20 protein-coding genes are annotated in these 17119 nt (G+C 63.3%); 12 read left to right on the top strand and 8 right to left on the bottom strand.

The window, feature by feature from the left end:
* Positions 1–108: 108 nt before the first annotated feature.
* The 5 genes from SO180_RS00365 to SO180_RS00345 all read left to right on the top strand — a co-directional run bounded on the left by SO180_RS00365 (position 109) and on the right by SO180_RS00345 (position 6444).
* Entirely contained in the window at positions 109–3108 is a 3000-nt protein-coding gene (locus SO180_RS00365; protein WP_449376861.1) for a patatin-like phospholipase domain-containing protein, read from the top strand.
* A gap of 152 nt (positions 3109–3260) precedes the next feature.
* Entirely contained in the window at positions 3261–3413 is a 153-nt protein-coding gene (locus SO180_RS00360) for an aa3-type cytochrome c oxidase subunit IV (RefSeq protein ID WP_449376860.1), read from the top strand.
* Between the two features lie 136 nt (positions 3414–3549).
* Positions 3550–4677, top strand: a complete 1128-nt coding sequence (locus SO180_RS00355; protein ID WP_449376859.1) for a Re/Si-specific NAD(P)(+) transhydrogenase subunit alpha — start codon at positions 3550–3552, stop codon at positions 4675–4677.
* A gap of 12 nt (positions 4678–4689) precedes the next feature.
* Complete coding sequence (locus tag SO180_RS00350) at positions 4690–5007, top strand: proton-translocating transhydrogenase family protein (RefSeq protein WP_254099863.1); 318 nt, start codon at positions 4690–4692, stop codon at positions 5005–5007.
* Positions 5008–5046: 39 nt separating this feature from the next.
* Positions 5047–6444: an NAD(P)(+) transhydrogenase (Re/Si-specific) subunit beta gene (locus SO180_RS00345; RefSeq protein ID WP_449376858.1), complete on the top strand. Its 1398-nt coding sequence runs from the start codon at positions 5047–5049 to the stop codon at positions 6442–6444.
* Here the strand turns inward: SO180_RS00345 and SO180_RS00340 are convergent.
* On the bottom strand, positions 6431–7351 hold the full coding sequence (locus SO180_RS00340; protein WP_449376857.1) for a hypothetical protein: 921 nt from the start codon (positions 7349–7351) through the stop codon (positions 6431–6433). The genes SO180_RS00345 and SO180_RS00340 overlap by 14 nt on opposite strands.
* Before the next feature lie 129 nt (positions 7352–7480).
* On the opposite strand from SO180_RS00340, the gene SO180_RS00335 reads away from it, so the two are divergent.
* The 4 genes from SO180_RS00335 to SO180_RS00320 all read left to right on the top strand — a co-directional run bounded on the left by SO180_RS00335 (position 7481) and on the right by SO180_RS00320 (position 10873).
* Positions 7481–8284 carry an alpha/beta hydrolase gene (locus tag SO180_RS00335; RefSeq protein WP_449376856.1) on the top strand — a complete coding sequence of 268 codons (804 nt, stop codon included), beginning with the start codon at positions 7481–7483 and terminating at the stop codon, positions 8282–8284.
* A 63-nt stretch (positions 8285–8347) separates the two neighbouring features.
* The gene (locus SO180_RS00330; RefSeq protein ID WP_449376855.1) at positions 8348–9445 is read left to right on the top strand and encodes a calcium:cation antiporter; all 1098 of its coding nucleotides are present in this window, start codon (positions 8348–8350) and stop codon (positions 9443–9445) included.
* Positions 9446–9547: 102 nt separating this feature from the next.
* Positions 9548–9832, top strand: coding sequence for a cupin domain-containing protein (locus tag SO180_RS00325; protein ID WP_449377018.1), 285 nt, complete (start codon positions 9548–9550; stop codon positions 9830–9832).
* A gap of 93 nt (positions 9833–9925) precedes the next feature.
* Positions 9926–10873: a hypothetical protein gene (locus SO180_RS00320; RefSeq protein ID WP_449376854.1), complete on the top strand. Its 948-nt coding sequence runs from the start codon at positions 9926–9928 to the stop codon at positions 10871–10873.
* Between the two features lie 29 nt (positions 10874–10902).
* Here SO180_RS00320 and SO180_RS00315 read toward each other — a convergent pair whose 3' ends face one another.
* Positions 10903–11571 (bottom strand): tetratricopeptide repeat protein, encoded by a 669-nt coding sequence (locus tag SO180_RS00315; RefSeq protein WP_449376853.1) that lies wholly within the window; start codon positions 11569–11571, stop codon positions 10903–10905.
* Positions 11572–11697: 126 nt separating this feature from the next.
* Entirely contained in the window at positions 11698–12000 is a 303-nt protein-coding gene (gene rpsU / locus SO180_RS00310) for a 30S ribosomal protein S21 (RefSeq protein ID WP_027525171.1), read from the bottom strand.
* A 264-nt stretch (positions 12001–12264) separates the two neighbouring features.
* Between rpsU and aqpZ the strand changes: the two genes are divergently transcribed.
* Positions 12265–12987: an aquaporin Z gene (gene aqpZ / locus SO180_RS00305; protein WP_449376852.1), complete on the top strand. Its 723-nt coding sequence runs from the start codon at positions 12265–12267 to the stop codon at positions 12985–12987.
* A gap of 124 nt (positions 12988–13111) precedes the next feature.
* Here the strand turns inward: aqpZ and SO180_RS00300 are convergent, their stop codons facing one another.
* Together SO180_RS00300 and purE are read right to left on the bottom strand one after the other, a co-directional pair.
* Positions 13112–14218: a 5-(carboxyamino)imidazole ribonucleotide synthase gene (locus tag SO180_RS00300; RefSeq protein ID WP_449376851.1), complete on the bottom strand. Its 1107-nt coding sequence runs from the start codon at positions 14216–14218 to the stop codon at positions 13112–13114.
* Positions 14215–14703: a 5-(carboxyamino)imidazole ribonucleotide mutase gene (gene purE / locus SO180_RS00295; protein ID WP_449376850.1), complete on the bottom strand. Its 489-nt coding sequence runs from the start codon at positions 14701–14703 to the stop codon at positions 14215–14217. Before purE ends, SO180_RS00300 begins: the two co-directional genes overlap by 4 nt.
* 142 nt (positions 14704–14845) lie before the next feature.
* Here purE and SO180_RS00290 point away from each other — a divergent pair, with 142 nt between their 5' ends.
* The gene (locus SO180_RS00290; protein WP_449376849.1) at positions 14846–15580 is read left to right on the top strand and encodes a GGDEF domain-containing protein; all 735 of its coding nucleotides are present in this window, start codon (positions 14846–14848) and stop codon (positions 15578–15580) included.
* A gap of 110 nt (positions 15581–15690) precedes the next feature.
* Here the strand turns inward: SO180_RS00290 and SO180_RS00285 are convergent, their stop codons facing one another.
* The 3 genes from SO180_RS00285 to SO180_RS00275 form a co-directional block, all read right to left on the bottom strand.
* Entirely contained in the window at positions 15691–15942 is a 252-nt protein-coding gene (locus SO180_RS00285) for a hypothetical protein (RefSeq protein ID WP_449376848.1), read from the bottom strand.
* Positions 15943–15966: 24 nt separating this feature from the next.
* Positions 15967–16182 (bottom strand): hypothetical protein, encoded by a 216-nt coding sequence (locus tag SO180_RS00280; protein ID WP_254099836.1) that lies wholly within the window; start codon positions 16180–16182, stop codon positions 15967–15969.
* A gap of 102 nt (positions 16183–16284) precedes the next feature.
* Positions 16285–16491: a YdcH family protein gene (locus SO180_RS00275; protein WP_027553252.1), complete on the bottom strand. Its 207-nt coding sequence runs from the start codon at positions 16489–16491 to the stop codon at positions 16285–16287.
* 330 nt (positions 16492–16821) lie between these two features.
* On the opposite strand from SO180_RS00275, the gene SO180_RS00270 reads away from it, so the two are divergent.
* Entirely contained in the window at positions 16822–17007 is a 186-nt protein-coding gene (locus SO180_RS00270; protein WP_449376847.1) for a YdcH family protein, read from the top strand.
* The last annotated feature ends 112 nt before the right edge of the window (positions 17008–17119 follow it).

Raw genomic sequence — 17119 nt, 5'->3', positions numbered from 1 at the left:
GGGATTGAACGTTCGCGAAAACTGGCAAGACTAATCTTGTGCGTACTGAGAATATATTTTTCAACTGCTGATTGTTGATGGATCGATTTCCGCCTGGGGGTGACACCCATGCTCGATCAAGGACCCGCCGCGCGAGCCGTAGAAGCCAGAAACGCCGCTGCCGTCGATGAGGAAACGCCGTGGTGCGAAAAGCACCACCAGATCGTCCGCGGCGAAATCGCAGCGATCAACACCCGCCGCGAGCCGGACCGGCGCATCGATCCAGATAGCTTAGAACCCTGCCAGTTGCTCGACGTCACCGGGCTCGCCTTGTCCGGCGGTGGCATTCGCTCCTCGGCCGTTTGCCTGGGCGTGCTGCAGGCGCTCAACCATCACAATCTGATCGGGCGGATCGACTATCTCTCCACGGTATCGGGCGGCGGCTATATGGGGACGTCGCTCAGCGCGACCATGACGGTCGCGCGTCGGTTCGTATTCGGCGAGAGGCCGGCGGGCGGAACTGTCACGGCAGCCGAGATCAGCGACACGCCCTCCGTCGGACATCTGCGGAACTATTCCAACTATCTGATCCCCGCCGGTGTGCGCGATCTCCTGACAGGAATTGCGATCGTCGTGCGCGGCCTGGTCGCCAATATCGGGCTGACGCTGCCGGTCGTGCTGCTGCTTGCCGCGATCACCATCTGGTCGACGCCGCTTCGGAGCTGCCTCACGGTCGCGAACATCTTCGGGATCGGCTTCAACGATCGCAAACTGTGCGAGCTGCACGATTTCAGCAGCATCGATCGTTACGGCTTCACCGCCTTCGGAGCTGCCGCCGCCTTGGTGCTGCTCGTCGGCAGCGTACTTGCCTATTTCAGCTCCCGCTCGGTCCGCGGCAGCGGCCCGAGCGTCGTGTGCGCCTATCTTGCCGGTCTCGCGTTGCTGCTCGGCGTCGCCTGCGATTTCGCGCGTTTTCTTCAGGTCCAGCATTTCGCGCTGACCCTGGCGACGGCCATCATCGGGGTTGTCCTGTTCTTCGGCTGGGCCCTCAAACAATCATTTGCAAGTCCGGGCAAGCGCCAGGAGTTCCGCTCGCATTGGCCGAGCGCCGGCGCGACCTTCCTCGTGCTGCTCGCAGTCCTCGCCTTCTTCGAATTTCAGCCCTTCATGCTGGGCCAGATGTTCGACGTTGCCGAGAGCAACGCGCTCGGCGGACCGGTCGGCGCCGTCGCCATCACCTGGATCAAGTCCCTCGCGGCGATCGCCGCGCCAATCGGCGTCTTCGTCACCGCATTCAGGCAGCAATTCGCAGAGGTGCTGAAGGGCAACAGCGTGTCCTCACAATGGGGCTCGCTCGTGCTCGCCATTGTAGCCAAGGCCGCCCTGTGGATCGCGGGTCTCGCGCTGCCGCTGATCATCTGGGTCGCCTACCTCTATCTGTCGTATTGGGGCATCGCCAACGACCTGTTCGAAAGGTGCCCGTCGGCTCTGGGCGCGGCGGCCCAAAGAGAGTGCCTCGCCAATGCCAAATCAAACGCGCCTGCGGGAAATCTGGCGGGCAAGATCCAGTTCGACGCCAGCACCGGCACCTTGTCCGCCGAGATCACGCCGAAAGCGATGCCGCCGGTCGTTCCGAATACGGAGAGGCTGACGCCGACCTGGCACGCCCCCGCATGGCTCGAATTCCTAGCCCAGAAAATTGGAGGCGTCGTTCAGAGAGAGTACCCGAATCTATTTCAGGGGGCGGCCTCCGAGCTCGGCTACTCATTTAGCCTTCCGATGGTCATCCTCTATACCCTTGCCGGCGTCGTGTTGTTCGTCATCTCGTTCTTTCTGACGCCGAATGCGAACTCGCTGCATCGGCTATATCGCGATCGCCTGAGCAAGGCCTTCCTGTTCGATCCGACTCGTTCGGCCGATGGCGACATCGGGCGCGTCGAGGCAAGCCTCGACCAGGGGCGCGATTTCAAGCCGCTCGATCGCATGAAGCTCAGCGATCTCTTTGCGGTTCGGACGGAGGACCCCGAAACGGCTGGGCAGGCTGCCGCTCCGAGCTTGCACGCGCCCTATCAACTCATCAATACGGCGCTGAACATCCAGGGCTCGGACTTTGCCAATCGGCGCGGCCGCAACGCGGACTTCTTCATGTTTTCCGCGCTGAATGTTGGCAGCGAGGCGACGGGCTATGCCCCGACCTGGGCGGTGCAGGATGACGAGCAGAGTCTCGATCTCGCCACTGCCATGGCGATCTCGGGCGCGGCGGCCTCCTCAAACATGGGCTCGAACTCGATCAGAGCGCTGACGCCGACGCTTGCGCTTCTCAACGTGCGTCTCGGGTATTGGCTGAAGAATCCGCGTTACGTCGATGAGCGCGTGCGGCCCCAGCGTCGCTCCACGCCGCTTTATTTCTGGTCGGAAATCTCCGGGCGTCTCTACGAGAACAGCGACAGCGTCTATCTCACCGATGGTGGCCACATCGAGAACCTAGGCGTCTACGAGCTGTTGCGTCGGCGCTGCAAGGTGATCATCGCGGTCGATGCGGAAGCCGATGCGCCGATGAACTTCGCCTCGCTGATGACGCTGCAGCGCTATGCGCGGATCGACCTCGGGATCCGGATTGATCTGCCCTGGACGCCGATCCGCGAACGCACCCGCGCACTGATGGCGCGCAATGCAGACAAGGCCGGTGACCCCTCATCGCCAGACGAGCACGACAATGCGCCGCGGGACCACGTTCACGTCGCGATCGGCACCATCGACTACGGCGGCCAGGAGAAGGGCCATCTCGTCTATATCAAGTCCTCGCTCACCGGCGACGAAAACGACTACATCCGGGATTACGCGCGACGAAACAATCGCTTCCCGCACGAGACCACCGGCGACCAGTTCTTCTCGGAAGAGCAGTTCGAGGTCTATCGCGCGCTTGGTTTCCACATGACGCACGGCTTCCTGGCCGGCGATCATCCCGTTGCGGTCGGCTCGGGCACTGCTCCGGACACGGCGAGATTCACCGATGGCGGCGAGGAGGCTGTCGACGCGGTGCGCCGTGCGCTCGGTCTGGCTGTGGTCGAAGCCGACGTCGAGCCGGAGACCGCGACGTTCATGATCGCCGTTTTGGACCAGGAGTAGGATGGTGTTGGGCGGCGAACGCTTCCCCGGTCCCGACAATCGGGTTTCCAAATGAGCCGATTTGCGGGAAAACTGCGCAGCTGTGCCGTTGCCCTGTCCGGCGGATTGCGGTAATGCCAGCCGGGAATTCGACTTTTCGACTGGGGACATCCATGGCCGACCATAGCGAAGTGGCGTACAGCACCGCCGATGGCAACGACTACGTTGCCCACGAGCAAACCTATGAGGGCTTCATCAAGCTGGTGAAGTACGGCACGGCCACGGTGGCGCTCATCGTCATCCTGATGGCGATCTTCCTGACCTGATCCATCGTCGGCTGCACCGCCAAGGGCGGCGGTTGCTCAGAAAATTTGCATCCAAGCCGGTTCTAAAACCGGTATCCAACGTTGCGGGAGTAACGCTAAATTCGCATGCGCGCTGTCCCGCGCCGCCGGAGGCCTCATGAAGATTGCCGTTGCCAAGGAAATCGATCCGTCCGAGCCGCGGGTCGCCGCTTCGCCGGATACGGTGAAGAAGTTCAAGGCTCTGGGCGCCGAGATCGCCGTTGAGCCCGGTGCCGGCGTCAAGTCGGGCCTGCTCGATTCCGACTACACCGCCGCCGGTGCTACCGTCAGCGCCGATGCGCTTGTCGATGCCGACATCATCATCAAGGTGAAGCGCCCCGAGGCGTCCGAGCTTGGCCAGTACAAGCGCGGTGCGCTCGTCATCGCGATCATGGATCCCTATGGCAACGAGGCTGCGCTGAAGACGATGGCCGATGCCGGCATCGCCGCCTTCGCCATGGAACTGATGCCGCGCATCACGCGCGCGCAGGTGATGGACGTGCTGTCGTCGCAGGCCAACCTCGCCGGCTACCGCGCCGTCATCGAGGGCGCCGAAGCCTTCGGCCGCGCCTTCCCGATGATGATGACCGCCGCCGGCACCGTGCCCGCCGCAAAAGTGTTCGTGATGGGCGTCGGCGTTGCCGGCCTCCAGGCGATCGCGACTGCGCGCCGCCTCGGCGCCATCGTGACCGCGACCGATGTGCGGCCGGCCACCAAGGAGCAGGTGGAGAGCCTTGGCGCCAAATTCCTCGCCGTCGAGGACGAGGAGTTCAAGAACGCGCAGACCGCCGGCGGTTACGCGAAGGAAATGTCCAAGGAATACCAGGCCAAGCAGGCCGCGCTCACCGCCGAGCACATCAAGAAGCAGGACATCGTGATCACGACCGCGCTGATCCCGGGCCGGCCGGCGCCAAAGCTCGTCTCGGCCGAGATGGTCAAGTCGATGAAGCCGGGCTCGGTGCTGGTCGACCTCGCCGTCGAGCGCGGCGGCAACGTCGAGGGCGCCAGGGCGGGCGAAGTCGCCGAGATCGATGGCATCAAGATCGTCGGCTACACCAACGTCGCCGGCCGCGTCGCCGCCTCGGCTTCCGGCCTCTATGCGCGCAACCTGTTCTCCTTCATCGAGACCATGATCGACAAGAAAGAGAAGAAGCTTGCCGTGAACTGGGACGACGAGCTCGTGAAGGCAACCGCGCTCACCAAGGACGGCGCCGTCATCCACCCGAACTTCCAGCCGAAAGCCTAGAGGAGAGAAGCCATGGAGCATGTCGCACAGGTCGTCGATCCCTTCATCTTCCGGCTGTCGATTTTCGTGCTGGCGGTGTTCGTCGGCTATTTCGTGGTGTGGTCGGTGACCCCGGCACTGCATACACCGCTGATGAGCGTCACCAACGCGATCTCCTCGGTGATCGTGGTCGGCGCGCTGCTCGCGGGCGGCGTTGCCAACGTGTCGAGCGGTTCGGGCTGGGCGCGCGGCTTCGGCTTCATCGCGCTGATCTTTGCCTGCATCAATATCTTCGGCGGCTTCCTTGTCACCCAGCGCATGCTGGCGATGTACAAGAAGAAGGCCAAGTAAGCGGCCACCTCGGGCTGATGGGACAGATGGGGACCTGAGATGAACGCCAATCTCTCTGCATTGTTGTATCTCGTGGCGGGGGTGCTGTTCATCCTGTCACTGCGCGGGCTGTCGAGCCCGGCCTCTTCGCGCCAGGGCAACCTGCTCGGCATGATCGGCATGGCGATCGCGGTCGCCACCACGCTTGCCAACCATCCGCCGGCCGACGGCCTTGCCTGGCTGCTCGTCATCGTCGGCATCGCCATCGGTGCTGCGATCGGCGCGGTGATCGCACGCCGTGTGCCGATGACCTCGATGCCGGAACTGGTCGCTGCCTTCCACTCGCTGGTCGGCATGGCCGCGGTGCTGGTCGCCGCCGGCGCATTCTATGCGCCTGAGGCCTTCGACATCGGCACCCCCGGCAACATCCACACGCAGAGCCTGGTCGAAATGTCGCTCGGCGTCGCCATCGGTGCGCTGACGTTCACCGGCTCGGTGATCGCATTCCTCAAGCTGTCGGCCCGCATGAGCGGCGCGCCGATCATCCTGCCGGCGCGGCATCTCATCAACATCGCGCTCGCGGTCGCGCTGGTCGCCTGCATCGTCGGGCTCGTGGTTACCGGCAGCCCGGTGTTCTTCTGGCTCAACGTCATCCTGGCGCTCGCCCTCGGCGTGCTCATGATCATCCCGATCGGCGGCGCCGACATGCCGGTCGTGATCTCGATGCTGAACTCCTATTCGGGATGGGCCGCGGCCGGCATCGGCTTCACGCTCGGCAATTCCGCGCTGATCATCACCGGCGCGCTGGTCGGCTCATCCGGCGCGATCCTGTCCTACATCATGTGCCACGCGATGAACCGGTCCTTCATCTCGGTCATCCTCGGCGGCTTCGGCGGCGAGACCGCGGCGGCCGGCGGGGGTACCGGCGAGCAGAAGCCGGCAAAGCTCGGCTCGGCCGACGATGCCGCCTTCATCATGAAGAACGCCTCCAAGGTCATCATCGTGCCCGGCTACGGCATGGCGGTGGCGCAGGCCCAGCACGCGCTGCGCGAGATGGCCGACATGCTGAAGAAGGAAGGCGTCGAGGTGAAGTACGCCATCCACCCGGTCGCGGGCCGCATGCCCGGCCACATGAACGTGCTGCTGGCCGAAGCCAATGTGCCCTATGACGAGGTGTTCGAGCTCGAGGACATCAACTCCGAATTCGCCCAGGCCGACATCGCCTTCGTGATCGGCGCCAACGACGTCACCAACCCGGCGGCCGAAGAGGACAAGACTTCGCCGATCTACGGCATGCCGGTGCTCCAGGTCTGGAAGGCCGGCACGGTGATGTTCATCAAGCGCTCGCTGGCTTCGGGCTACGCCGGCATCGACAACCCGCTGTTCTATCGCGACAACACCATGATGCTGCTCGGCGACGCCAAGAAGGTTACCGAGAACATCGTCAAGGCGATGTAGACGTCTGCCTCAGGCGAGGCGTTTTTCGGGTCTTCCCTCGATTTGTTGCTTCGTCGACAGGCAGCTCGGAAGACCCGGATTTAGCTCCACTAAGACCAATGGAGCTAACGTCTGAAATGATTGATGTTGCAAATCGCTCTGCGGCGCCGGCGGCGATGGCCGAGAGAAGCAGAATGAAGCCCGCTTTGTTGCCCTGAAACAAGGGCGTCAGAATGAGGCCGGATTTGACGGCGATCCCGACGACGACCCCGGAAATTGAGCCGGCAACAACTCTCGAAGCACCCTCAAAATAGTGAAGGGCTTTTCCGGATGATGCGTCGAACCGTAGCGTTCCGCCACGAGAGATAACTGAAAGTAGCGCACCTAGCGCACCCGCTCCGGCGCAGAGGATGAGCCAGAATGCAGCCTGCCCGACGCTCAGAATCACAGTGTTCCGAAAGAACCAAACGGCAAGCCCCGCTAGCAACAATGGCCCAGCGATAAGGCAGCACCCTGCGACATACCACATGCGCGAGAGCTCTCTGCTGCGTCCTTCAACAAAAACCCGCGCCGACGCGAGCATCCGAGCGGCATTGACGAAATCTTGGTCGAGGCAACACGCTATGGCTTCTCCAATGAACTGCTTGCACTGAAGCTTGGTGTGTTGGGGGAATTCATCTGAAACGGATATTTCGAGCGAGGATGCTTCGTTCAGGATTCGATTAAATTCAGCGACCTTCTCTGGAGCAACTTCCCCGTTCATTCGAAAGTCGATGTCGGAGTTCTCGTCTATGTAGACTACGTACTCGTCGGTCCAATAGATCATGGCTAGAATAGGCAATCCTAGCTTGTCCCACCGTCCGTATTCGGGATGCCGTTTCTGCACGGCTTTTGGATCGCTCCCGTGGTAGCTTACCTCCTTAAGCATTGACGTTCTCCCTCGGCCGGCAACTCTAGCGCGAGCCTACCCCTAGTCCACCCGTCTGCGCTATGTCCTTGGTCGCGGGCCCGGCCCGAATGGCGGTCCTGCAGCTGATCTAGCTAAGGTTTGCTCCGGATGTTGGCCGTTCTGAAGTGGCTCCTGGCAATCGCTGCGGTTGCTTATCTCGCCGGTCTCGTCCTGCTCTACGTGAAGCAGCGCGACATGCTGTTTCCGGCCCCGACCGTCGAACCTACCGCGCCTGCCGCCGCAGGCCTTCCCGAGGCGGAAGAGCATCTGCTCACCACGTCGGATGGCGAGAAGGTGATCGTCTGGCACGTGCCGGCAAAGCCCGGCCGTCCCGTGATCCTCTATTTTCACGGCAACGGGGATTATCTTGCCGGCCTTGTCGGTCGCTTCAGGGCCATGACGGCCGACGGCACCGGTCTCGTCGCGCTGTCCTATCGCGGCTATGCCGGCTCGAGTGGCGCGCCGAGCGAGCAGGGACTGCTGCGCGACGCCGCGACCGATTACGCCTTCGCAGCCTCGCGCTACGCGGCGGAGCGCGTTGTCGCCTGGGGCTTCTCGCTCGGGACCGGCCTTGCGATCGCCATCGCATCCGACCACAAGATCGGCAAATTGGTCCTGGAGGCACCTTACACGTCGATGGCCGACGTCGCCGCCTCGCTCTACCCCTTGGTCCCGGTCCGCTTGTTGATGCGCGACCAGTTTCGCTCGGACGAGCGCATCGCCCGCGTCACTGCGCCGCTTCTGATCATGCATGGCACGGACGATCCGACCATCCCGATCGCGCTCGGCGAGCGGCTGTACGCACTCGCTCGCGAGCCCAAGCGCCTCGTGCGACTTCCCGGCGGCGGACACAACGATCTCGATGCCTTCGGGGCCATGGAGACCGCGCGACGATTCATCAATGGCAGCTGAGGGCTGACGCATGCGATCTTCTCGCGCATAATCGACCCCGGCTTGATTTGAGGAATTGTCTGCATGAGCGCACACGGACCGATGCCGCGGTCGTCATGGCTATTTCCCGCCCTGGCGGTGCTGCTGTTCCTGATCGTCACCGCGATGGGATACGGCTTCACCCTGTCCGTCGGCGGTTTCGTGTTTGCGATCGTCCTGCTGGTGATCCTGTTCGGAACGGTGTTCGCTGCCGTTCATCACTCCGAGGTGATTGCGGAGCGGATCGGCGAACCGTTCGGCACGTTGCTGCTCACGCTCGCGGTGACCATCATCGAGGTCGCGCTGATCACCACCATCATGCTCGGCGACAAGCCGGCGCCGGAGCTCGCGCGCGACACCGTGTTTGCCGTGGTGATGATCGTCTGCAATGGGCTCGTCGGCCTCTGCGTCTTCATCGGCGGCCTGCGCTACCGCGAGCAGGGTTTCCAGGTTTCAGGCTCCAACGTCTATCTCAGCACACTGATCGCGCTGGCGACCATCACGCTGATCATGCCCAACTATACGCTGACGACGCCGGGCCCGATCTATTCGACGCTCCAGCTCGGCTTCGTCGATCTCGTGACGATCGTGCTCTATGGCGTGTTTCTCTATACGCAGACCGTGCTGCACCGCGATTATTTCATCAATCAGGCTGATGACGGCAAGGGCGGCGAAAGCCATCTGTCAGGCACGATGCTGGTTCTCAGCATCGTCCTGCTCCTGGTCTCGCTCCTCGCCGTCGTTCTGCTTGCCAAGAAGTTCTCACTGGTGGTCGACGCCGTTGCCGTCATGATTGGTGCCCCACCGGCCTTTGCCGGTCTCCTGGTTGCGCTCCTGATCCTGATGCCGGAGGGAGTCTCGGCGATCGCCGCCGCGCGCAAGAACGATCTCCAGAAGAGCATCAACCTGGCCCTCGGCTCCTCACTGGCTACCATCGGGCTCACGATTCCAGCCGTCGGACTCGCCACCTATGCGCTCGATCAGCCGCTGGTTCTCGGCCTGAACCCCCAGAACACGGCGCTGATGTTCCTGACATTTCTGCTGAGCATGCTGACCTTCGGCACCGGCAGGACCAACGTCCTGTTCGGGCTGGTCCATATGGTGGTATTTGCCGTCTACGTGTTCATGGTCTTTGTGCCGTAAGCATGATCCGGAAAAGTGCGAAGCGGTTTTCCGAAAAGATCATGCGCAAACAACAACCTAAAGCGCGATGACGATTCATCGCGCTTTACGAGGGGAATGGAAATGCTTGCCGCCAGCTCCGAGGTTCAGGTCGACAATGACGAGGTCCGGGTCACCGAGTGGCGGCTGCCGCCCGGCGGCGCCACCGGCCATCACATTCACGGGATGGACTATGTGATCGTTCCCGTCAGGGACGGCGAGATGACCATCGTGGCCCCCGATGGCGAGCGCTCCAGGGCGCAGCTTGCGGCGGGCAAGTCCTACTTCCGCAAGGCAGGTGTCGCGCACGACGTGCTTAACGAAACTGCAACGGAGATCGTGTTCCTTGAGATAGAGTTGAAACCGTAAAAGCGGTGTGCCAATTGCCACCGATCCGTCGCAGTTGACCCCCTTACTATTGCCTCAAAGTTCCCGCATCAGACCGTGTGGGGAGTGGCCGGAATGCTGAAATACCTGACTAAAATCTCCATGGATATCTTCCCCTCGGTGCTCGCGACGATCATCGGGGCGTACATCGTCAATCACTACATCAACGCCCGGCCGGCCCCCGACACTCCCGCCGCCGCAATCGCTCCTGCCCAGACCAAGAAGGATGCCAAGCCTGCCGAGGTCGCGAATCTCCCCGCGCCCGGAGTGAAGGCCAAGGGTATCTCCGAGAAGGGCATCTCCGAGAAGGGCGTCTCCGAAAAGGGCGTTTCCGAGAAGACCGTGACGGACAAGCCGGCGGCCGAGAAGTCGGCTGACAACAAGGCCGCTGATCAGCCGGCCGAGAACAAGCCCGCCGAGACTTCATCCGCCGAGACCGCCGCCACTCCCGCTACGCCGCGGGGCCGGCCGACGGCTTCCCGCGACAGCAAGGCCATGGCCAAGGCGACGCCTGCTCCGGCCGTCAGTGCCCCGGTCGTCACCGCGCCGGCCTCCGAGACGACTCAGGCTCCGGCATCGAATGCCGCGACTCCTGACGCCAATGATCTCGCCCGCGCGGCGATCGAGCGGCTGCGCAAATCGCCCGAGGCCTCCACTCAGGAGACGGCCCATGCAGGCGAAGCGCCGCGGGTTCAGGAGGCGCCACGGCTCGTGACGGCGGCCCCATCTTCCGTGCGGCCGCTGCCGCCGCCAATCACGGTATCGACGCCGGGCCCGGAGGCTTATGGTTCCCCGACGACGTCGAACCCGTCTTACACCGCGTCCGTTGGCACCGATGATGCGAATCGGCTGACACCGCCGGCCGACATCCCGGTCCCGGTGGTGATCGCGCCGCCGCTCGATCTGCGGGCCGATGCGACCGGTCCCATGCCGAAGGCAAAGCCCAACGTTGCCGACGAGATGCTGTCGGGCGTCAAGTCGATGTTCCACGCGGTCCTGCCGAAGGGCGTCACCCCAGACTGATCTGGCGCGCTGCGCCTCCGATCCCGTTCTCAGCCGCCGACGCGGGCCAGCCCGCTCCGGGCGGCATCGTCACGCGGACGTAGCGCGACGGCCTTGGTGTAGGACGCCGCGGCCTTGGCCTTGTCGCCGAGGCGCTCATAGGCGAGCCCCCGCGTGGCCCAGACTTGCGCATTGTGCGGATCGGCCTCGGAAGCCTCGTCGAGGTCGGCTGCGGCTTCCTTGACCTTACCGACTGCGAGATAGCTGATGGCGCGGCCGAGCAGCGGCTCCGGCTTCTGCGGATTGAGCCCGCTCGCTGCGCTGAAATCTGCGATCGCGAACTCGTGCTCGTTGCTCGCCTGATAGATCAGGGCGCGGCCGTAGAGCGCCTGCGCATTGTAGGGATCGAGCGCAACGGCGCGGTTGAACTCCTCGAGCGCTGCCGCCGTCTCTCCTGATTTCGCGAGCGCCTGGCCCTTTGCCGTATGGCTCTGGGCCTCGGTGACAGTGCCGGCGCTGACCGCGCTCTCGGCGGGCGCAGCAGCAGGCGCGGTAGCAGATTTGGGCGCGTCCTGCTGCGGCTTCTCCTTCTCCGGCATCAGCGATCCCAGGTCGAACGAGCAGCCGGACAGTGCAACCGCGATCAGTGTGAGTGTGACGGAGCGCCGCCAGGGCAGGCATGACCGTGCCGGGCTGTGCTCGGGGAAAGGGGAGGCCATCTACGGGTTCGCTCGCGCTGGTGCCGCATCGGTAGTGCCCCGTCCCAGAAAAGGCACCGCTCACAAACAATAACGCGGGCCCTGGGCCCGCGTCATCGAAAACTCAATCTTGCAAGATCGGCAAAATCAGCGCGGTCCGCGCGGACCTGCGCCCGGGCCGCCACGGCCGCCAGCGCCACGCTCGCCACCGGGACCAGCGCCGAACACCGGCTTCGGCTTCATCGGCAGCAGGCCTTCACGCTGCAGCTTCTTGCGGGCCAGCTTGCGCGCGCGGCGCACGGCTTCGGCCTTTTCACGGGCCTTCTTCTCGGAGGGCTTTTCGTAGTGACCGCGGAGCTTCATCTCGCGGAAAATTCCCTCGCGCTGCATCTTCTTCTTCAGCGCCTTGAGGGCTTGATCGACATTGTTATCGCGAACGAGAACCTGCACGCGGCATCCTCTTCAGTGGATCGGATTTGAATTCTGGTAAGTCAAAGGGGATGGCAGAAAGCACAAGCCCTTAACCTTGAGCGCGCGGATGTATCAGACAAAACCCGCGATGTCCATCGTCCAAGCGGGCATTTGGGCCAAGATAAGCCATTAAATGGGGCAAAAATGCCCCCGTGCGGCCGCGATTGGGGTGATTTGGCGCCAATGGCGGGGCCGTTCCCGGACCTTTGATCCGGAAGTCTTGGAAATCACGGGGAGTCCCTCATGGATATGAAGAAATATGCCGCCGAGGCCATCGGCACCTTTTGGCTCACATTCGCGGGGTGCGGGAGCGCGGTGATCGCAGCCGGCTTCCCGCAGGTCGGTATCGGCCTGGTCGGCGTGTCCCTGGCGTTCGGCCTCAGCGTCGTCACCATGGCCTACGCCATCGGCCACATCTCGGGCTGCCATCTCAACCCCGCCGTTACGGTCGGTCTTGCCGCGGGCGGCCGGTTCCCGACCGGACAGATCCTGCCCTACATCGTCGCGCAGGTCATCGGCGCGATCGTCGCGGCCACGCTGCTCTACGTGATCGCCAGCGGCGCCCCGGGCTTCGACGTCACCAAGGGCTTTGCGTCGAACGGCTATGGTGCGCATTCGCCCGGCCAGTACGGCATGGTGGTGTGCTTCATCACCGAGGTGGTGATGACCATGATGTTCCTGTTCGTCATCATGGGCGCCACGCACGGGAGGGCGCCTGCGGGTTTTGCGCCGCTCGCGATCGGGCTCACGCTGGTGATGATCCATCTCGTCAGCATTCCCGTCACCAACACGTCGGTGAACCCGGCGCGCAGCACCGGGCCTGCCTTGTTCGTCGGCGGCTGGGCGCTGGCGCAACTGTGGATGTTCTGGGTCGCACCGCTGATCGGCGGCGCGCTCGGCGGCGTGATCTATCGCTGGCTCAGCGAAGAGCCGGCCGGCGTCGTCGCCGGCGTGAAGACCGCGTGATCCCTCGCGACAAACGCCGAACGCGTTTGCGTGGAGATCATGCTTGAACAACAACCTAAAGCGCGATGACGATTCATCCCAATCTCATCGCGCTTTAGGGGGATCGCGAAGCGCCGCGGTCCCCTCACTTGTCGCGGGCCGGAAGCACTTCGGTGACGTGGCCCATCTTGCGGCCCGGCTTGGGCGTGCCCTTGCCGTAGATGTGCACGGTGGCTCCGGGGACCGTGAGCCAGTCCGTGTAGCGGTTGATCTCATCGCCGATCAGGTTGGTCATGGTGACGACCTCGCCGTGCCGCACGGGCTTGCCGAGCGGCCAGCCGGCGATGGCACGGATATGCTGCTCGAACTGCGAGACGGACGCGCCGTCGAGCGTCCAGTGCCCAGAATTATGCACGCGCGGCGCGATCTCGTTCACCAGCACCTTTGGCCCCGTGCCGTTGGCGAGCACGAACATCTCGACCGCCAGCACGCCGACATAGTCGAGCGCGTCGGCGATCTTGCCGGCGATGCTGCGCGCCTCTTCGGCAAGCGCGTCCGGAATCGCGGCCGGTGCGCGCGAGATCTTGAGAATGTGATCGCGGTGCTCGTTCTCGGTGACGTCGAAACATTCGACCTGGCCTTCGGCCGAGCGCGCGGCGATCACGGAAATCTCGCGCTCGAACGGCACGAAAGCCTCCAGGATCGCCGACTTGGTGCCGAGGTTGGTCCACACTTTCGCGATGTCATCGCCCTCGCGGATGATCGCCTGGCCCTTGCCGTCATAGCCGAAGCGGCGCGTCTTCAGCACGGCCGGAAGCCCGATCCTGACGATTGCCTCGCGCAACGATGCGACCGAGGTGACATCGGCATAGGCGGCGGTGCCGATCCCGAGCCGGGTGATGAAATCCTTCTCGGCGAGTCGGTCCTGGGTGGTCTCGAGGATCTTGCGGTTGGGCAGCACGGGGCGGCGCGCATCCAGCACCAGCGCGGCTGCGGCCGGCACGTTCTCGAACTCGTAGGTGATGACGTCGACGTCGTTCGCGAACAGCTCGAGCGCCTCGACGTCGGCATATTCGGCGCAGGTCGCGTTCAGCACGACGTCGAAGGCCGGCGAGTCCGGATCGGGCGAGAACACCTGGGAGCGCAGGCCGAGCCGCGCCGCGGCCATCGCAAGCATCCGTCCCAATTGTCCGCCGCCGAGGATTCCGATGGTGTCGCCGGGCTTCAGCTTTACCCGTTTGGTGCCAGTCACGCCTTGTCCTCCGGGCGCTCGGCCACGGCGTCGGTCTGTGCCTTGCGCCAGGCCACGAGGCGTTTCGACAGCGCGGGATCGGACAGGGCCAGGACGGCCGCCGCGAGGAGCGCCGCGTTGATCGCGCCCGCCTTGCCGATGGCGAGCGTCCCGACCGGGATGCCGGCGGGCATCTGGACGATCGAGTGAAGCGAATCGATGCCCCGCAGCGCCTTGGATTCGACGGGGACGCCGAACACCGGCAGTTCCGTCAGCGACGCCGTCATGCCGGGCAGATGCGCGGCGCCGCCGGCACCGGCAATAATGACCTTGAAGCCTTCGGCCTTGGCGCCCTTGGCAAAGGTAAACAACCGTTCCGGAGTGCGGTGGGCCGAGACGATGCGGCTTTCGCAGGCGACGCCGAGCGCTGTGAGCGTATCGGCGGCATGCCGCATGGTGTCCCAATCCGACTGGCTTCCCATGATGATGGCGATCGGCGCGGTCATGACGTCAATTGTGCTCGGGAATGCAGAAACATAGGCCAGACTAACGGTTCCGGCCGGCGGCTCGCAAGGCGGTGGCAAGGAGAAGGGAATGCACTATCCTGTCTTGGTGAATCCCCGCAAGCCTTCATTGAGCAGGACGCCCATGAAGAAACCAAAAAGGGCGATCGCTGCGAAGGCGCAAAAGGGCCGGAAAAGCAGCGGGAGCCGATCCAAACCCGCGGCCAGACGCGCGGCCCGGCCTGCGGGCCGGCCCGCTGCGACGACCGGCAAGGCCAAGAACGATGCAAAGAACGATGCAAAGAACGCCAAGGCGATCATCCGCAACCTGCGCACCAAGCTCGCCCAGGCCCAGCGGCGCATCGACGAGCTCGAGGCTGCTGCCGACACCGACTTCCTGCTCGGCATCCCGAACCGGCGCGGCTTCGAGCGCGAGCTCCATCGTGCGATCGCCTACATGACGCGCTACGCCGCCCGCGGCGCGTTGATCGTGCTCGACGTCGACCGCCTGAAGCCCATCAACGACTCCTTCGGTCACGCCGCCGGTGACGAGGTCCTCAAGGCGATCGCCGCCACGCTGACGCGGCAGGTGCGTGCCTCTGACGTGGTCGGCCGTCTTGGCGGCGACGAGTTTGCGCTGCTGTTGTGGAACCTCAGCGAGACCGACGCCAAGGCGAAGGCCGCAGGCTTCGAGCAGGCGATCGACGATTTGTCCTTTGTGTTTCGCGGCCAGCGCGTGAATGCAGGCGCCTCCGCCGGCGTCGCGCTGCTCGGATCTCACGCCGAGGCGGGCCGCGCGCTGGAGGAAGCTGACGCGGCCATGTACGTGCGCAAGGCTCAGCGCCGGCACGAGCCGCGGATCAGGCTGATCAGCACCTAGAGGATGATGAGTTTTGGCTCAATCGGTGCGAGTCGAGGCGTGAACTTCACCTCTCCCTGCTGGGGAGAGGTGAACCCCAGGGCAACCGATCGTGTAGCTTCGTATCGTTCTTAGAGCGTGCTGAGGTCTTCCGGCACGTTGCCGAATTTGCGCAGCAGCTTGGCGTCGCCGAACTCGCCGGTCATGGGATCGCCGCTGCGGCTGAACGCGATCGCGCCGATATGGCCGGCGCCGTGCGCCAGGATCTCGGCGCGCCGCAGTGCGGCGGCCGAAGTCTGGCATTCCTCCGCGGCGCCTGCGACCGGCGATCCATCTTCGTCGGTGAGGAAAGGCAGTGCGACATAGTAGGTGACATCGGACATGGTCGGCTCCGAGTGCTCGTTGGCTCACGCGGCGCTGGAGGTGCTCCGCATCTTGTTGCGCGACGTCTCGGGAATGCAGCCGGCCGAAATTGCCGCCTGCAATTCCTCGAGCTCCGCTTCCAGATATTCGTTGGCCATGATCAGCGCCTTGATGGTGCTGCGCAGATTGCCGTCACACATCGCGATCGCCTGATCGCAGGCTTGTTCATAATGGCTGTTGTCGAAGGCGGCTGCGGACATGACATTTCCCCGGAAGCGGTTGAGGTCTGAATGTTCTTATTTTGTTCTTTTTGAGTCAAGAGAAATCCGATCGCGGAAAACGCATCGGGCATGCGGCCGCGATCAGGCGATGATGTCGGGCGTGATCTGGTCTTCGATGAAGGCGATACGGTCGCGCAACAACAGCTTGCGTTTCTTCAGGCGCTGTAACCGCAATAGGTCGGGGGCGGGCGATTGATGCAATGCATCGATCGCCGCATCGAGATCTCGGTGTTCCTGCTGCAACCGGGCGAGCTCGGCTTCGAGTTCGCGCTCGTCTTCATTGGTCATGATGTGCGGTAGCCGGAAAACCCGATGAGGTTACGAAAGCCTGTGGAAGGCCTGTGGAAAGTATCGTCCTTGCGCGACGTGATCGCAAGCGATCTGGGGTCCCTATCAACGTTCTCTCGCAAAGATATTTCAGTGGATCGCGGCGACCGCGCGCAGGCGCATTGAAATCATGGATGATTCCTGCCGGGGTTCCTTACTCACTGTTCATTACATATGAAGTTTCAAAAATGACAGTGGGACTACGGATACTTATCGACAGAACGAATCGGTGATGTACACTTCTCCGTCCGGATCGAATTCTGAGGTTCAACCCTACCGAGGAGGTTTCGAATGACAATTCAGGCACATCTTGTTGAATTGGAGCGGAAACACAAACTTCTCGAAAACGAATTGCACGAAGCTCTCGTGCACCTTTCAACAGACGACCTGCAAATTGTTGAGTTGAAGCGCCGGAAGTTGATGGTCAAGGACCAGATCGAGCGGTTGAGGCACGGTACCGACGACACGCTCCACTAGTAACCCCCGTACAGAATAGGCCTGATCTCGCACCCCTTCACGTAGGGATGAGAGCTGTTGCGCACATCCCTACGTCGAGGTGCGGAGCGTCGTGCGATTGATTTCGTGCGAA

The sequence above is a fragment of the Bradyrhizobium sp. UFLA05-112 genome, from assembly GCF_053572325.1.
This window is presented reverse-complemented; position numbering and strand designations above follow the sequence as displayed.

What these genes read in the sequence shown, in the direction of transcription:
- SO180_RS00365 (WP_449376861.1), top strand. Translation starts at nt 109, where the DNA reads ATGCTCGATCAAGGACCCGCCGCGCGAGCCGTAGAAGCCAGAAACGCC.
- SO180_RS00360 (WP_449376860.1), top strand. Translation starts at nt 3,261, where the DNA reads ATGGCCGACCATAGCGAAGTGGCGTACAGCACCGCCGATGGCAACGAC.
- SO180_RS00355 (WP_449376859.1), top strand. Translation starts at nt 3,550, where the DNA reads ATGAAGATTGCCGTTGCCAAGGAAATCGATCCGTCCGAGCCGCGGGTC.
- SO180_RS00350 (WP_254099863.1), top strand. Translation starts at nt 4,690, where the DNA reads ATGGAGCATGTCGCACAGGTCGTCGATCCCTTCATCTTCCGGCTGTCG.
- SO180_RS00345 (WP_449376858.1), top strand. Translation starts at nt 5,047, where the DNA reads ATGAACGCCAATCTCTCTGCATTGTTGTATCTCGTGGCGGGGGTGCTG.
- SO180_RS00340 (WP_449376857.1), bottom strand. Translation starts at nt 7,351, where the DNA reads ATGCTTAAGGAGGTAAGCTACCACGGGAGCGATCCAAAAGCCGTGCAG.
- SO180_RS00335 (WP_449376856.1), top strand. Translation starts at nt 7,481, where the DNA reads ATGTTGGCCGTTCTGAAGTGGCTCCTGGCAATCGCTGCGGTTGCTTAT.
- SO180_RS00330 (WP_449376855.1), top strand. Translation starts at nt 8,348, where the DNA reads ATGAGCGCACACGGACCGATGCCGCGGTCGTCATGGCTATTTCCCGCC.
- SO180_RS00325 (WP_449377018.1), top strand. Translation starts at nt 9,548, where the DNA reads ATGCTTGCCGCCAGCTCCGAGGTTCAGGTCGACAATGACGAGGTCCGG.
- SO180_RS00320 (WP_449376854.1), top strand. Translation starts at nt 9,926, where the DNA reads ATGCTGAAATACCTGACTAAAATCTCCATGGATATCTTCCCCTCGGTG.
- SO180_RS00315 (WP_449376853.1), bottom strand. Translation starts at nt 11,571, where the DNA reads ATGGCCTCCCCTTTCCCCGAGCACAGCCCGGCACGGTCATGCCTGCCC.
- aqpZ (WP_449376852.1), top strand. Translation starts at nt 12,265, where the DNA reads ATGGATATGAAGAAATATGCCGCCGAGGCCATCGGCACCTTTTGGCTC.
- purE (WP_449376850.1), bottom strand. Translation starts at nt 14,703, where the DNA reads ATGACCGCGCCGATCGCCATCATCATGGGAAGCCAGTCGGATTGGGAC.
- SO180_RS00290 (WP_449376849.1), top strand. Translation starts at nt 14,846, where the DNA reads ATGAAGAAACCAAAAAGGGCGATCGCTGCGAAGGCGCAAAAGGGCCGG.
- SO180_RS00285 (WP_449376848.1), bottom strand. Translation starts at nt 15,942, where the DNA reads ATGTCCGATGTCACCTACTATGTCGCACTGCCTTTCCTCACCGACGAA.
- SO180_RS00280 (WP_254099836.1), bottom strand. Translation starts at nt 16,182, where the DNA reads ATGTCCGCAGCCGCCTTCGACAACAGCCATTATGAACAAGCCTGCGAT.
- SO180_RS00275 (WP_027553252.1), bottom strand. Translation starts at nt 16,491, where the DNA reads ATGACCAATGAAGACGAGCGCGAACTCGAAGCCGAGCTCGCCCGGTTG.
- SO180_RS00270 (WP_449376847.1), top strand. Translation starts at nt 16,822, where the DNA reads ATGACAATTCAGGCACATCTTGTTGAATTGGAGCGGAAACACAAACTT.